The organism is Streptomyces sp. RFCAC02 (assembly GCF_004193175.1).
Taxonomy (GTDB): Bacteria; Actinomycetota; Actinomycetes; order Streptomycetales; family Streptomycetaceae; genus Streptomyces.
In genome coordinates this window covers 3679572-3694959 of the sequence record NZ_SAUH01000001.1, presented here as the reverse complement: position 1 = coordinate 3694959, position 15388 = coordinate 3679572, and the positions used below count along the sequence as shown (strand labels likewise).

General features: G+C 75.6%; 9 protein-coding genes. 1 reads left to right on the top strand and 8 read right to left on the bottom strand.

Annotation, left to right across the window (positions count from 1 at the left end):
- Positions 1-68: 68 nt before the first annotated feature.
- The 6 genes from EMA09_RS17100 to EMA09_RS17075 form a co-directional block, all read right to left on the bottom strand.
- Positions 69-1913, bottom strand: coding sequence for a GMC family oxidoreductase (locus EMA09_RS17100; protein WP_129841890.1), 1845 nt, complete (start codon positions 1911-1913; stop codon positions 69-71).
- On the bottom strand, positions 1914-3488 hold the full coding sequence (locus EMA09_RS17095; RefSeq protein WP_129841889.1) for a succinic semialdehyde dehydrogenase: 1575 nt from the start codon (positions 3486-3488) through the stop codon (positions 1914-1916).
- A gap of 158 nt (positions 3489-3646) precedes the next feature.
- Positions 3647-4081: a PGPGW domain-containing protein gene (locus EMA09_RS17090; protein WP_129841888.1), complete on the bottom strand. Its 435-nt coding sequence runs from the start codon at positions 4079-4081 to the stop codon at positions 3647-3649.
- A gap of 148 nt (positions 4082-4229) precedes the next feature.
- Complete coding sequence (locus EMA09_RS17085) at positions 4230-7247, bottom strand: hypothetical protein (RefSeq protein ID WP_129841887.1); 3018 nt, start codon at positions 7245-7247, stop codon at positions 4230-4232.
- 99 nt (positions 7248-7346) lie between these two features.
- Positions 7347-9290 (bottom strand): serine/threonine-protein kinase, encoded by a 1944-nt coding sequence (locus EMA09_RS17080; RefSeq protein ID WP_206305957.1) that lies wholly within the window; start codon positions 9288-9290, stop codon positions 7347-7349.
- A gap of 129 nt (positions 9291-9419) precedes the next feature.
- Positions 9420-11126 carry a glycerol-3-phosphate dehydrogenase/oxidase gene (locus EMA09_RS17075; protein WP_129841886.1) on the bottom strand — a complete coding sequence of 569 codons (1707 nt, stop codon included), beginning with the start codon at positions 11124-11126 and terminating at the stop codon, positions 9420-9422.
- Positions 11127-11325: 199 nt separating this feature from the next.
- Between EMA09_RS17075 and EMA09_RS17070 the strand changes: the two genes are divergently transcribed.
- A complete protein-coding gene (locus tag EMA09_RS17070; protein ID WP_129841885.1) occupies positions 11326-12573 on the top strand; it encodes a nucleotide sugar dehydrogenase in 1248 nt (415 codons plus the stop codon).
- Between the two features lie 12 nt (positions 12574-12585).
- Here EMA09_RS17070 and EMA09_RS17065 read toward each other — a convergent pair whose 3' ends face one another.
- Positions 12586-13701, bottom strand: a complete 1116-nt coding sequence (locus tag EMA09_RS17065) for a GuaB3 family IMP dehydrogenase-related protein (RefSeq protein ID WP_129841884.1) — start codon at positions 13699-13701, stop codon at positions 12586-12588.
- A 78-nt stretch (positions 13702-13779) separates the two neighbouring features.
- Entirely contained in the window at positions 13780-15285 is a 1506-nt protein-coding gene (guaB, locus tag EMA09_RS17060; RefSeq protein WP_129841883.1) for an IMP dehydrogenase, read from the bottom strand.
- Positions 15286-15388: the final 103 nt, after the last annotated feature.

Below are 15388 nucleotides of genomic sequence, written 5' to 3'. Positions count from 1 at the left end.
GGGACAGCAGGCCGGTCACGACCTCGGGCGGTCGGCTTCCGGGACGCCGGAAGCCGACCGCCGTTGAGTCACCGCCCCTCCTCCGCGGGCGGGGCGGCGGACAGCCGCAGCTCCCCGAACGCACCCCCCGGCACGGCCGGGCGCCCCGGCGGCACCGGCCGCAGCGGCGCGTACGGCTCGCCCTGCGCGGGCCGCGGGTCGGGGTCGCCCCGGTTCGGCCACAGCGCCATCGCCCGCTCCGCCTGCGCGGTGATGGTGAGCGCGGGGTTGACGCCCAGGTTCGCCGAGACCGCCGAGCCGTCCACGACCGAGATGCCCGGGTGCCCCCACAGCCGGTGGTACGGGTCGACGACGCCGCGCGACGGATCGGCGCCGATGGGGCAGCCGCCGAGGAAGTGCGCGGTCAGCGGCGTGCCGATGAGTTCGCCGACGTTCGTGCCGGGGAAGCCGCCGATGTCCTCGGCGATGCGGCGGGCCGCCTCGGCGCCCTCCGGGATGTGGCCGGGGTTGGGCGCGCCGTGGCCCTGGCGGGCGGTGAGGCGGCCGCGTCCGGGGCCGCGGCGCTTGCGGAAGGTCGTCAGGGAGTTGTCGTGCGTCTGCATGACGAGGCCGATGATCGTGCGTTCCGACCAGCGGCGGTTCGACTGGGAGACGAGGAACAGCAGCGGGTGCCGCAGGGAGGTCGCCGCGTAGCTGAGGAGCCGTGGCAGGCGGGGCGTGTGGCGGAACTGCTGGATGGACAGGAAGCCCATCGCGTTCGAGCCCCTGCCGTAGCGCACGGGTTCGATGTGGGTGTGCGGGTCCGGGTGGATGGAGGAGGTGATGGCCACGCCGCGCGTGAAGTCGGGGTGCGCGCCGGGGCCGTGCAGGGCGCGGTAGCGGCGCGGGCTCGTGCGGGCGCCGACGAGGGCCTCGGAATTGGTGCGGGTGAGGGTGCCGAGCCGGTCGGAGACGCGCGGCAGGGCGCCGGTGTCCCGCATGCGGTGCAGCAGTTGCTGGGTGCCGTACGTCCCGGCGGCGAGGACGACGTGGCGTGCCAGGAGCGTGCGGGCGCGCCGGCGGCGGGCGCGGCGTCCCGCGTCGGTCGGGACGGTGGTGACGGCGTACCCGGGGCGCGTGCCGGGGAGTTCCGCGACGGCGGTGACCGTGGTGAGGGGGTGGATCTCGGCGCCGGCGCGGCGGGCGAGGTGGAGGTAGTTCTCGTTCAGGGTGTTCTTGGCGCCGTGGCGGCAGCCGGTCATGCACTCGCCGCACTCGACGCAGGCGCGGCGCGCGGGTCCCGTGCCGCCGAAGTACGGGTCGGGCACCTCGCCGCCGGGCGGCGCGGTCGCGGTGCCGTCGCCGTCCCGGCCGTCGCCGAAGAAGACGCCGACCGGCGCGAGGTGGAACGTGTCACCGACGCCCATCCGCTCCGCCGCCGCCCGCAGGTGCCGGTCGGACGGGGTGAGCGTCGGGTTGACGCGGACGCCGAGCATGCGCCGGGCCTGCGCGTAGTAGGGCGTCAGCTCGCGCCGCCAGTCGGTGATGTCCGCCCACTGGCGGTCCTTGAAGAAGGCGTCGGGCGGGACGTACAGGGTGTTGGCGTAGTTGAGGGAGCCGCCGCCCACGCCGGCGCCCGCGAGGATCATGACGTTGCGCAGGAGGTGGATCCGCTGGATGCCGTAGAGGCGGAGCCGGGGCGCCCACAGGTAGGCGCGCAGATCCCAGGATGTACGGGGCAGTTCGTGGCGGGCGAACCGGCGGCCGGCTTCCAGGACGGCGACGCGGTAGCCCTTCTCGGACAGCCGCAGGGCGGTGACCGAGCCGCCGAAGCCGGATCCGACGACGACCACGTCGTAGTCGTAGCCGTCCGGACCGTCGGGGGTGCCGGGGGCGTCCGGAGTGGGGGCCGCGGGGGCGCTGCTGTCACTCATTCAGCGGAACCTCAGTGTCTTGAGGGCCTTCAGGGAGCGGGTCAGCAGCGCCGCGTACCGGCGGTCGTCGAGTCCGAACGCGGGCGCGAGCGGCACCAGGCGCTGCTGGGCGACGGTCTGTGACTCGGTGTACTTGAGAAGGCCCTCCGCGCCGTGCCGGCGGCCGAGCCCGGAGTCGCCCATGCCGCCCATAGGGGCACGGACGGAGCCGTACGCGGCGGCGTAGCCCTCGTTGATGTTGACGGTGCCGGTGCGCAGCCGGGCCGCGACACGGCGGGCGCGGCGGGCGTCGCGGGACCAGACGGAGGCGTTGAGGCCGTACGGGCCGCTGTTCGCGCGCTCGATCGCGTCGTCCTCGTCGGTGAAGCGGTGGACGGACACGACGGGGCCGAACGTCTCCTCCTCGCACACGAGCATCGGTGGCCGCACGTCCGCCAGGATGGTCGGCTCGTGGAAGTACGGGCCGAGGTCGGGGCGCGGCCGGCCACCCGCCACGACCGTGGCGCCGTGCGCGAGCGCGTCGTCGATGTGCCGGCGCACGGCGTCGAACTGCGCGCGGGAGGCGAGCGATCCGAGGTCCGTGCCGTAGGCGAGCGCCGGGCCGATGCGCAGGGCGCGGGTGCGGGCGGCGAGGCGGTCGGTGAAGGCGTCGGCGACGTCCCGGTGGACGTGGATCCGCTCGGCGGAGACGCAGAGCTGGCCGGCCGAGGAGAAGCACGCCCGGACCGCGCCCTCCGCGGCCCGGTCGATGTCGGCGTCGGCGAGGACGAGCAGCGCGTTCTTGCCGCCCAGCTCCAGGCTCGCCCCGATCAGGCGGCCGGCGGCGGCGCGCGCGACCTCCCGTCCGGTGCGGGTCGAGCCGGTGAACGTCACGTAGTCGGCCCGCGCGACGAGCCAGGGGCCGACGACCGGCCCGTCGCCCAGCACGATCTGCCAGACGGCGGACGGCAGCCCCGCCTCGACGGCGAGGCGCCGCGCCCACAGCGCGGTGAGGGCCGTCTCGGTGTCGGGCTTCATGACGACCGCGTTGCCGGCGGCGAGGGCGGGCAGGGCGTCCCCCGCCGACAGCTCCAGCGGATAGTTCCACGGCGAGATGTGGCCGATGACGCCCTTCGGGTGGCGCAGTTCGCGGACCCGGGTCAGCAGCGGGACGACCCCTGGGTGCCGGCGCGGCCGGAGGTGCGCGGGGGCGGTGCGGCCGTAGTGGCGGGCCGCCTGGCAGACGGCCTGCACCTCCTCGTGGGCGTGCAGGCGGGCCTTGCCGGTCTCCAGTTGCACGAGGTCGAGCACCTCGTCCTGCCTGCGCAGGAGCAGGTCGTGGAAGCGCAGCAGGACGGCGGCCCGTGCGCGGGGCGAGCGGGCCGCCCATGTGCGCTGTGCGGCCCGTGCGCGGTCGAACACCGCGTCGGTCTCCGCCTCGGTGACGGCGGGCAGCTCGGCGAGCCGGGCGCCGGTCAGCGGACTGTGGCACGCGGTCCGCCCGCTGCCCGGCACGTCACGGGTCAGCGAGGCGACGAGCTCCGGGGTGACCACGCGGGCGGCGTGGGCGCTGACATCGGACGGCGCTGTCGTCATGCCGGGAGGGTACGACCGCCGGGACAGCCCTGCCTACCCGTCGGTAACGTCTTTTTGTCAGCTTTCCCGGGGCAACGGCCGGGACTCGGCCGTGGCGGACGAAACCAGCGCTCGCGGCGACAGGCACGCGTCGCCACCGGCCCCGGCAGTCGTGCGGGTCAGTGCTCGTCGTGGTCGCCGCCGCCGTGCGTGAGGACGGACTCCCGCTTGGCGCGGACCTGGCGGTAGCTCCACACCAGCAGCACCGCCAGCACGATGCCCGACAGGATCAGCCCCGAGCCGACGCTCCAGCCCTCGAACGGCAGGCCGGGCACCACGCCCCACACGATCCCGGCACCGATCAGGCACAGCGCGGCCAGCACGGACCCGGCGATCCGCCAGGGCGACGACACGCTCTCCTCCGACGCCCACACGGCCCGCACCCGGACCGGCTCGATGTGACGGTCGACGCTGGGGAACTCGCGCGCCAGCACGACGAGCCCCGCCAGCACCAGCAGCATCCCCGGCCCCGGCAGGACGAGCAGCGCCACGCCGATCAGCAGCAGGACACCACCGACCGTCAGCGCGAACGCGCGTCTGATGTGCCGTGCCATGCCGCCACCTCCACGGTGCCCGTCGTCCCCCGGCCACCGTAGCCCGCCCGCGCGGGAAAGCGCGTGCCGGAACGGTGACTCCTCCGCCGACTGGGACGCGGCCGGGCGGGGGCGGGGTTGCGCACGGGGGCCGGTGGGGTGGCGCGGATCACTCCGCCGGACGGTAGCTGTCGGCCGTCACCCCGTACACCTCGGCGAGGCGCTCCTCCTCCGCCTCCGGGCCGCGCACGAGGACGACGTGGTAGGCGCCGTCGATGAGCACGACGCGGTTGAACGCCACGACGTCGGAGCCGTCCTCGCGCCAGCGGAAGACGCCCTCGGCCATCTCGGCGTTCCCCACGCGCGTCTCGAAGAGGCCGGACGAGCTGCCGTACTGGTAGTCGCGGAACGCGTCGAGCTCCGGCTGGACGTCGAGCTGGTAGTCCATCGGGTCGGCGCCGGCCGCGTCCGAGCCGTCCCGGCCGGGCACGACGAGGATCGTGAGGGAGCCGTCCGCGTAGGTGACACGGCCCTCCCCGTCCTCGCCCTGCCGCTGCCAGCCGTCCGGCACCGTCAGGGTGAAACCGGCCGGGTCGTCCTGCGCCGAGAACCCCGACGGGGGCGGCGCCGGCTCCTGGTCGCCCTCGGCGGGCGACGGCTGGGTGGCGTCACCCTCGGTCGGCTCGGTCGTCGGGTCGGCCGGCTCCTCGCCGCCGGAGCCACCGGTGTCGTCGGTCGGGTCGGCGGTGGGCGTCGACCCGGCCGTGGTGTCCCCGGCCGAACGCCCCCCGCCGGTGCCGCCCGTCTCCGACATGAACGCCAGCACGTACGCGATCCCGCCCGCGAGTCCGAGCAGCACGAGGACGAGCAGGATCCGGCCCAGGCGCCGCGGGCTGCGCGGCCCGCCGCCCGTGCGGCGGCGCGGACGGCGCCGGGGGCCGACCAGTTCGCCGCGGCGGCGGACGATGGGCAGCCGGCGCGGGTCGGCCGGCCGGCCGGGTTCGAGGGCGGGCGGGGCGGTCACCGTGCGGCGGCCGACCTCCGGCTCGGGCGCCGAGCGCAGCAGCGACCGCAGCCACCCCCGCAGCTCCTCGGCCCTCGGCCGCTCGGTGGGGTCCTGGCGCAGCAGCGACTCGATGACCGGCCGCAGCGCCCCGCAGTCCTCGGCGAACGCCGGCTGCTCCGCGCACACCGCCTCGACCAGCTCGGCCGCGCTGTCCTCCGGGTAGGGCGGGTGGCCCTGCACGGCACGGAACAGCAGGGCGCCGAGCGCCCAGAAGTCGGCGGCCGGGCCGACCGGCGGCGCGAGCTGCCAGTGCTCGTGGACGGGGCCTGCCTGCTCGGGCGCCCACCGCTCGGTGACGGCGCCCACGACCATGATGCGGGCCTGGCGCGCCCGCTCGGCGGCCAGCGCGCCCTCGGGGCCGCGGTACCGCCCGCCGGAGCCGCCGGTACGGGCGAGAGCCGTGTCCGCGCGCTGCGCCGGGAGCGCCGGCCGTCCGGTCGGCTGCTCGCCCGGGGGGACGTGCCGCCCCTGCGGCGCCTGGTCCCTGGCCGGCGGTTCCCAGCCGCTCCTGGACGCCCGGCCGGGGGCATGTTCGGCGGGCGGCACGCCGCCGCGCCGTGCGGCGCCCGCCCGGGTGCCGGCCCGGTAGGCCGCGATCGCGCCGCTGCGGGCGGCCCGGTCACCGCCGGCCGGCGGCTGCCCGTGGACGTCGGGCCGGTCGCCGGGCGCGGCCGGTCCTGGACGGTCCCCGCGCGCCGGGTCCGCTTCGCCGGCGCCGCCCTCGAAGTCCCAGGTGGCGGGGAGGGCGTGCTCGCCCGTCCCCTCGCCCGACGACGGGTCCGACCAGCGGTCGTACCGGGCGGTGACCGAGGCGCCGGGGCCGGGGCCGTGCGCGGCGCTCGCGCCGGGCGGCGGCTCCTCCTCGCCCGGCCGCCGGTGCGGCAGCGAGGTGGCGCCGGAGCCCGGGTCGGCGGCGTCGGTGCGCCGCTCCCAGCCCTCGGGGGCCGGCGGCAGGCCCGACGCGTCGTCGGCCCAGGGGTCGCCCCAGGCCGCGTCCCGGGCGGCCGGGTCGGCGGGGGGTTCGTCGGCCCACGGGTCGGGCCGTCCCGGCTCCCGGTGGGCGGCGGCGCCGGGCTGCCCCCACGGCTCCCCGGGGCGCGGCCCGCCCGGGGCCGGGCGTGGGGTGGCGGGGTCGTCGGCGAACGGTCCTGGGTGCTCGGGGCCGCGCTCCCCCGCGCCGCCACCGGTACGGTCCCACCGCTCCCCCGGGCTCGGCTGCCGCGCCCCGGGGACCGGGCGCGGGCCGGCGGTGTCGTCGGCCCAGCGGCCGGACGGACGCGGCGCCTCCCGGTCCGCGCGCCCGCCGGGCGTCGGGCGCGCGGTGCCCGGGTCGTCGGCCCAGCGGCCCGAAGGACGCGGCGCCTCCCGGCCCTCGCGCCCGCCGCCGGCAGCCGGGTCGTACGGCTCGAAGCTCTCCGGTGCCCAGGCGCCCGAGCCGGGTCCCGGCCGGGCCGGTGGCTCGGGCCGGGGAGCGGGCTGCCGTGCGGCGGGCGGCTCGTCCCGCTGCCCCGGGGCGGGCGGCAGCGGGTCGTACCCGCACAGGACTTCCTCGACCGCCCCCGCGACCAGGCCGGTCAGCAGGGCGCGGCCGTCGTCCAGGATGAGGACGGTGCGTGCCGTGACGTTGCGGTGGGTCCAGCCGTGGGCGTGGACGATGCGCAGGGCCGCCAGGAGGTCGGCGGCCACCTCGGCGGCCCGGTAGGGGCCGAGGCGCCGCTCCGCCAGGACGGCGGCCAGCGGGCGTGCCGCGACCGCCTCGCTGACGATCCACAGCCCGTCGCCCTGCACGAAGACGTCGAAGACCTGGTCGAGGCGCGGGTGGTCGGGCAGCCGGGACGCGGCGAGCGCCGCCTCGACGGCGCGGCGCACCACCGGGTCGTCGGGCGTACGGGTGGCGCGGTCGGGGTCGCGCGGGCGGCGGGCGCCGGGGCCGCCGGCCGGGCGGGCACCGCCGTCGAGCACCTCGGCGTCCACGACCTCGGGCAGCGGCACCTGCCGGACGAGGACCTCCTGGCCGCTCGCGGTGTCGAAGGCCAGGGACTCGACGAGCTCGAACTCGTCGGACGGCGTTCTCGGCAGACGGTACCGGTCGGCGAGCAGTCGTCCCGCGTACTGATCCACGATGCCTCCCCACCCCGTGCACGCCGCTCAGGCAGTCCGGTGACTCACGATACGTGCCACCGGCGTACCACGGCCACGGTCCGTCAACTCTCGTGACAACTATTGGCCGAGTGGCTCGAACGTGTCGAAGGCCGTCTCCCGCAGCGTCGTGCACCGGGTGTCGTCCCAGGCGTCGTCGGGGCAGGTGATCATGATCGCGTAGCCGTGGTCGCCGTCCACGACGAAACCGCGGTCGAGCACGCGGACCCTGGTGCCGCTCTCGGTGCGCTGGAACTGCCAGTCGGCGACGGACGGGTAGTCGCGCCACTCGACGGACTGGATGCCGAGGAGCTGGTAGTCGGTGCTGTTGCCGCTGACCGCGCCCTCCAGGTCCCGCCACGCCTGCTCGGCGTCGTCGCCGGGTGAACCGTTGAAGTCCACCTGGAGCTTGTACGCGCTGTCGTCGGGCGAACCGTAGATCATCCCGGAGTTCTGCCCGGCGCCGCGCAGCGCCTCCCAGTCCTCCGGCATGGCGATGCTGAAGTGGAAGTCCTCGTTGGTGACGACCTCGTAGCCGGACGGGGCGTCGGACGACCCGGTGCCCTCGTCGTCCCCGGGCTCGGTGGCGGGCGGGTCCTCGCCCTCCCCGTTCTCGTCGGGCTCGTCCTCGTTCTCGTCGGCCTCGTCCTCGTCGGGCTCGTCCTCGCCGCCGTCCGTCGCCTCGCCGGCGGGGGACTCGTCCTCGGCCGTCGGGTCGTCACCCGGCTCGGGGGACGTGCCGTTCGTGGCGCCGCCGCCCTGACCGTCCGCGTCGTCCGCGCTGTCGCCGCCACCGCCGCGCATCGTGGCGATGGCCGTGCCGATGACGGCGAGGAGCACGGCCGCCACCACGGCCGCGATGATCAGTGTGCGCCGCCGCGCGGCCGGCCCGCCGGCCGCGGCGGCGGGCAGCGGGACACCGGGGGCCGGGGGCGTGGCGCGGTCGGCCGGGCGCCGGGGGCGCGGCGCCGCCGGGCCGATGCCCTCGGCCGGGGACCCGGCCCCGGGCTCCGTCAGGGGCACGACGAGCGTCGGGTCGGCCGCGTCGCCCGGCTCGGCCGTCAGTGCCTCCCGCAGCAGGACACGGGCCTGCGGCTCCGTCAGACGGGTCGCCGGGTCCTTCACGAGCAGGCCCGTCACGACCTCGGCGAGCGCGCCGGCGCGGCGCGGGGGCCGTATCGGGTTGTGCATGACGGCGGCCAGCGTGGCGAGCGCGCCGCCCTCGTCGTACGGCGGGCGGCCCTCGACGCAGCAGTAGAGCAGCGCGCCCAGGGACCACATGTCGGCGGGCGGCCCCGGCTGCTCGCCCTTGGCGCGCTCGGGCGAGATGTACGAGGGCGCGCCGACGAGCATGCCGGTGGAGGTGACGGACGGGTCGCCCTCGACCTTGGCGATGCCGAAGTCGGTCAGGACGACGCGCCCGTTCTCCTCGGCGACCAGGACGTTGGACGGCTTGACGTCGCGGTGGACGATGCCGGCGGCGTGCGCGGCGCGCAGGACGTCGAGGATGGCCAGGCCGATCCTGGCGGCGTCGCGCGGGTCCATCGGGCCGTCGCGGCGGATGATGTCGGCCAGCGAGCGGCCCTCGACCAGCTCCATGACGATCCACGGCCGGTCGCCCTCGTCGACCATGTCGTAGATGGTGACGACGCTCTGGCTGCGGATCGCGGCGATGGCCTTCGCCTCGCGCAGGGTGCGGGTGATCATGTGGCGGCGCTCCGCGTCGTCCACACCGGCCGCTATGCGCAGCTCCTTCACCGCGACCGTGCGCCCGAGCACCTCGTCGGTGGCGCGCCAGACCGTGCCCATGCCGCCGCGGCCGACGACCGAGCCCAGGCGGTAACGGCCGCTCAGCAGGCGGCCGCCGCCGGTGCCGTCACCGGCGTCGCCGCCGGACGCGCCGGTCCGCGCGTCCACCGGGGTGTCGTCGACCGTGTCGCCGCTCTTCCCCTTGGCCGCGTCGCCCCCGGCGCCGCCGTCCGGCGCCGAGTCCCGTGCCTCGTTGTCCCCGCTGCGTTGGCCCATGCGTTCGTGTCCCCTCCGGCTGCCCCGGTTATTGTCACCCATCCGGCCGACAGCCGGACCGCCGGGCGCGGCACAGCGCGTGAACCCGTGTCAGGGGCTGCCACCGGCCCGTCACCGCCGCCGCACCGGTCACAGGGGTGCCGTGTCCGGAGCGCCGAGCCGCGCGGCGTCCGCCGTCCTGTCGTCGGGCTGGAGCTGGGACTCGCGCTCCGCCTCGACCCGCTTCTCGTAGTGCTCGACCTCGCGCTCCACCTGCTGCGGCGTCCAGCCGAGGACGCCCGCCATCAGCTCGGCGCACAGCCGCGCGCTGCGCGTGCCGCGGTCGAACGTCTCGATGCTGATGCGCGTCCGCCGGGTCAGGACGTCCTCGACGTGCCGTGCGCCCTCGTGCGTGCAGGCGTAGACGATCTCCGCCTTCAGGTAGTCGTCGGCCGCCGGCAGCGGCTCGCCGAGCACCGGGTCGGCGGCGACGAGGTCGAGGACCTCCTCGGCCATCGAGCCGTACCGGTGGAGCAGGTGTTCCACGCGCGCCACGTGCAGGCCGGCGCGCGACGCGAGGGCGGCCCGCGCGTTCCACAGGGCGTGGTAGCCCTCGGCCCCCGCGAGGCGCACCTCCTCGGTGCAGCAGGCGGCGACCCGCCGGTCGAGCCCGTGGACGGCGGCGTCCACCGCGTCCTTCGCCATCACCCGGTACGTCGTGTACTTGCCGCCGGCGACGACCACGAGCCCGGGGACGGGGTGGGCGACCGTGTGCTCCCTGGACAGCTTGCTCGTGGCGTCCGACTCGCCGGCGAGCAGCGGCCGCAGCCCCGCGTAGACGCCCTCGACGTCGTCGCGCGTCAGCGGCACGGCGAGCACGCGGTTGACGTGCTCCAGCAGGTAGTCGATGTCCGCGCTGGAGGCCGCCGGGTGCGCCTTGTCGAGGTCCCAGGCGGTGTCGGTCGTGCCGACGATCCAGTGCCTGCCCCACGGGATCACGAACAGGACGCTCGTCTCGGTCCGCAGGATCAGGCCGGTCGTGGAGTGGATGCGGTCCTTCGGCACGACGAGGTGGATGCCCTTGGACGCCCGCACGTGGAACTGGCCGCGCTCGGCGATCATGCCCTGCGTGTCGTCGGTCCAGACGCCGGTCGCGTTGACGACCTGCCGGGCGCGCACCTCGTACGTGCCGTCCAGCTCGATGTCCTTGATCCGCACGCCGACGACGCGCTCACCCTCGCGCAGGAACTCCGTGACACGGGCGCGGTTCGCGACGTGCGCGCCGTACCCGGCGGCCGTGCGGACCAGCGTCGCGACGAACCGGGCGTCGTCCACCTGCGCGTCGTAGTACTGGAGGGCACCGACCAGCGTGTCCTTCTTCAGGCACGGCGCGACGCGCAGCGCCTGGCTCCTGCTCAGGTGCCGGTGCGTCGGGAGCCCGCGCCCGTGCCCCGACGAGACGGACATCGCGTCGTACAGCGCCACGCCCGAGCCCGCGTACAGCCGCTCCCACCCGCGGTGCTTCAGCGGGTACAGGAACGGGACGGGGCGCACGAGGTGCGGCGCGATGCGGCTCAGCAGCAGGCCGCGTTCCTTCAGCGCCTCGCGGACCAGGCCGAAGTCCAGCATCTCCAGGTAGCGCAGCCCGCCGTGGATCAGCTTGCTGGAGCGGCTCGACGTGCCCGACGCCCAGTCGCGCGCCTCCACGAGGCCCGTGCTGAGACCGCGCGTCACGGCGTCCAGCGCCGTGCCGGCGCCGACCACACCGCCGCCCACGACCAGCACGTCCAGTTCGCTCTCGGCCATCCGGGCGAGCGCCCCGGCCCGCTGGTCGGGTCCCAGTGCGGCAGTCCTCACACGTACCTCCCTGTCCGCCTCGCCCCGCGCGGGGCGAGGAGCAATCCGTCCGGCCACGTGCGGCCCATTCCCCGATGCTCCCCCAGTTCCCCCGGATCGGCGCGCCACAGCCCGCCGCCCGGGGTCAATCAACCCCAACTGTCATATATGCCCCTAAGCTGACTTGAAGTGCATATGGGCAGAAGGGAGCCCGACCGATATGCCCGCCGACCTCGCCGTTCTCTGCCCGGGGCACCTCGGACTGCCCGCCGCCCAGGCCGCCACCGCCGCCGGCATCGGCACCGTGGGCTTCACCTCCGATCCCCGCGCCGCCGCACGCCTCAACGCCGGCCGTCCGCCGTCGGACGGTTCCCTCTCCACCGGGGACCTGCGCCGCATGCTCGCCGCCGGCTTCCGCGCCACGAGCGACCCCGCCGTCCTCGGCCGGGTCCGCACCGCTCTGATCTGTGCCCCTACCCCGCCGGGCCACGATCACGCGCCCGACCTCACCGCCCTGCGCGCCGCCGCGTCCGACCTGGCCCCGCGCCTCCGCCCCCGCACGCTCGTCGTCCTCGAATCCGCCGTCACGCCCGGCACCACGGAGAACGTCCTGCGCCCCCTCCTCGAAGCGGGATCCGGGCTGCGTGCCGGCCGCGACTTCCACCTCGCGCACGCGCCCGCCCGCACCGACCCCGACCCCGCGCCCGCCCCCCGCGGCACCCACCACGGCGCGGGACCGCGCGTCATCGGCGGCCTGACCTCCGCCTGCACCGAGGCCGCCGCCGCGTTCTACGGACGGCTCACCGACAAGGTCGTACGCGCCCGGGGCCTCGCCGAGGCCGAGGCCGTGAAGGTCCTGGAGACGAACGCCCGCCACGTCGGCATCGCGCTCGCCAACGAGATGGCCGTGCTCTGCCACGACCTCGGCATCGACCTGTGGGACGTGGTCCGCTGCGCCGAGACCCGGCCGCCCGGCCTCCAGCACCTGCGCCCGGGACCGGGCGTCGGCGGACACACCATGCCGCTGCTCCCCCCGGGCCGCCGGCTCCCCCTCGCCGACCTGGCCCGCCAGACGAACGCCCGCATGCCCGCCTACGTCACCCGCCGCGCCGCCGCCCTCCTCAACGAGCACGGCAAGTCGGCGCGCGGCGCCCGCGTCCTGCTCCTCGGCGTGACCGCACGGCCCGACCGCCCGGACGAACAGGGCGCTCCCGCGCACGAGATCGCACGCCGCCTGCTGGACCTCGGGGCGCACCTCACGTACCACGACCCGTTCGTCACCGACTGGCGCGTGCGCGGCACCCCGGTGCCCCGGGCCGACACCTTCTACGAGGCGGCGGCGAACGCCGACCTGACGGTGCTGCTGCAGCACCACAGCACCTTCGACCTGCAGGGCCTCGCCGCCAAGGCGCCACTGCTCCTCGACACGCAGGGCGCCACACCCGCCGGCGCCGCGCACCGGCTCTGAGACGGCACCGGGTCAGCGCGAGCGCGCGACCGTCACCTCGACGCGCTGGAACTCCTTCAGCTCGGAGTAGCCCGTCGTCGCCATCGCGCGGCGCAGGGCGCCGAAGAAGTTCATCGACCCGTCGGGCGTGTGCGAGGGACCCGTCAGGATCTCCTTCGTGGTGCCGACGGTCCCGAGGTGCACCTTCTTGCCGCGCGGCACGTCCTCGTGGACGGCCTCCATGCCCCAGTGGTGGCCGCGCCCGGGCGCGTCGGTCGCGCGGGCCAGCGGCGACCCGATCATCACGGCGTCGGCGCCGCACGCGACGGCCTTCGGCAGGTCGCCCGACCAGCCCACGCCGCCGTCCGCGATGACGTGGACGTACCGGCCGCCGGACTCGTCCAGGTAGTCGCGCCTGGCGGCGGCCACATCGGCCACCGCCGTCGCCATCGGCACCTGGATGCCGAGGACGTTGCGCGTGGTGTGGGCCGCGCCGCCGCCGAAGCCGACGAGCACGCCGGCGGCGCCCGTCCGCATCAGGTGGAGCGCCGCCGTGTACGTGGCGCAGCCGCCGACGATCACGGGGACGTCCAGCTCGTAGATGAACTGCTTCAGGTTCAGCGGCTCGGCGGCGCCGGACACGTGCTCCGCCGACACCGTGGTGCCGCGGATCACGAAGATGTCCACGCCCGCGTCCAGCACGGCCTTCGAGAACTGCGCCGTCCGCTGCGGCGACAGCGCGGCGGCCGTGACGACGCCCGACTCGCGCACCTCGCGGATGCGCCGGAAGATCAGCTCCTCCTGGATCGGCGCCGCGTAGATCTCCTGCATGCGCCGCCCGGCGCTCTCCTCGGGCAGCTCGGCGATCTCGGCCAGCAGCGGGGCCGGGTCCTCGTAGCGCGTCCAGAGCCCTTCGAGGTTCAGCACCCCGAGGCCGCCCAGTTCGCCGATGGCGATCGCGGTCGCCGGCGAGACGACGGAGTCCATCGGGGCGGCCAGGAACGGCAGCTCGAACCGGTAGGCGTCGATCTGCCAGGCGATCGAGACCTCCTTCGGGTCGCGCGTCCGCCGGCTGGGCACCACGGCGATGTCGTCGAAGGCGTAGGCCCGCCGCCCGCGCTTCCCGCGTCCGATCTCGATCTCAGTCACGTCCAGAGCCTTTCTCGCCGGTCCACGGCATGTCCTCACACCGGCCGGACGGGCCGGCCGGTGTCCAGTATCCCCGCCTCACCGACCGGCGTAGTTGGGGGCCTCGGCCGTCATCTGGATGTCGTGCGGGTGGCTCTCCTTCAGCCCGGCCGACGTGATGCGGACGAACCGGCCGTTCTCCTGGACCTCGGGAACCGTGCGGCAGCCGAGGTAGTACATCGACTGGTGCAGGCCGCCGACCAGTTGGTGCACGACGGAGGCGAGCGGGCCGCGGTAGGGCACCTGGCCCTCGATGCCCTCGGGGATCAGCTTGTCGTCCTCGCCGATCTCGTCCTGGAAGTAGCGGTCCTTCGAGTACGAGCGCCGGTCGCCGCGCGTCTGCATGGCGCCGAGCGACCCCATGCCGCGGTACGACTTCCACTGCTTGCCGTTGATGAACTTCAGCTCGCCCGGCGACTCCTCGCAGCCCGCGAGGAGGCTGCCCAGCATCACCGTGTCGGCGCCGGCCGCGAGGGCCTTCGCGATGTCGCCGCTGTACTGGAGACCGCCGTCGCCGATCACCGGGACACCGGCCGCGCGGGCGGCGAGGGACGCCTCGTGGATGGCCGTCACCTGCGGCACGCCGACGCCCGCGACCACCCGGGTGGTGCAGATCGAGCCGGGGCCGACACCGACCTTGATGCCGTCGACACCGGCGTCCACGAGGCTCTGGGCGCCATCGCGCGTCGCGACGTTGCCGGCGATGACGTCGACCCGGTCGTGGTTCGACTTGATCTTGGCGGCCATCTCCGGGACGAGCCGCGAGTGCCCGTGCGCCGTGTCCACGACGAGGAAGTCCACACCGGCCTCGATGAGCGCCTGCGCGCGCTCGTACGCGTCACCGGCGACGCCGACCGCGGCGCCGACGATGAGCCGGCCCTCGGCGTCCTTCGCGGCGTTCGGGTACTTCTCGGCCTTGACGAAGTCCTTGACGGTGATCAGGCCCCGCAGCCGGTTCTCCTCGTCGACCAGCGGCAGCTTCTCGATCTTGTGGCGGCGCAGCAGCTCCACCGCGTCCTCGGCGGAGATCCCGACCCGGCCGGTGACCAGCGGCATCGGCGTCATGACCTCGCGCACGGCGCGGGCGCGGTCCGACTCGAAGGCCATGTCGCGGTTGGTCACGATGCCCAGCAGGCGGCCCGCCGCGTCCGTCACCGGGACGCCGCTGATGCGGTAGCGGCCGCACAGCTCGTCGGCCTCGCGCAGCGTCGCGTCGGGACGGATCGTGATCGGGTCGGTGACCATGCCGGACTCGGAGCGCTTCACCCGGTCCACCTGCGCCGCCTGCTCGGCGATCGACAGGTTGCGGTGGAGGACGCCGGCGCCGCCCTGCCGGGCCATGGCGATGGCCATCCGCGCCTCCGTGACCCGGTCCATGGCGGCCGAGAGGAGCGGCACGTTCACCCGGACGTTGCGCGAGAGCCGCGTGGAGGTGTCGATGTCCTGGGGGGCGAGATCGGCGGCGCCCGGCAGCAGCAGCACATCGTCGAACGTCAGCCCGAGCGTCGCGAACTTCTCCGGTACCTCACCCGCGTAACCAGTCATGACTGCCTTTCCCGCACCCGAGATCCACTCCCTCCGGGCCTGTACGGGCCCGGTTCTCCATGCTACGGCCCCGCCGAAGGTGCGGACCGCCCGGAAGCGGGGC

Coding starts and splice junctions, on each gene's coding strand:
- EMA09_RS17100 (WP_129841890.1), bottom strand. CDS start 1,913: ATGAGTGACAGCAGCGCCCCCGCGGCCCCCACTCCGGACGCCCCCGGC.
- EMA09_RS17095 (WP_129841889.1), bottom strand. CDS start 3,488: ATGACGACAGCGCCGTCCGATGTCAGCGCCCACGCCGCCCGCGTGGTC.
- EMA09_RS17090 (WP_129841888.1), bottom strand. CDS start 4,081: ATGGCACGGCACATCAGACGCGCGTTCGCGCTGACGGTCGGTGGTGTC.
- EMA09_RS17080 (WP_206305957.1), bottom strand. CDS start 9,290: ATGGGCCAACGCAGCGGGGACAACGAGGCACGGGACTCGGCGCCGGAC.
- EMA09_RS17070 (WP_129841885.1), top strand. CDS start 11,326: ATGCCCGCCGACCTCGCCGTTCTCTGCCCGGGGCACCTCGGACTGCCC.
- guaB (WP_129841883.1), bottom strand. CDS start 15,285: ATGACTGGTTACGCGGGTGAGGTACCGGAGAAGTTCGCGACGCTCGGG.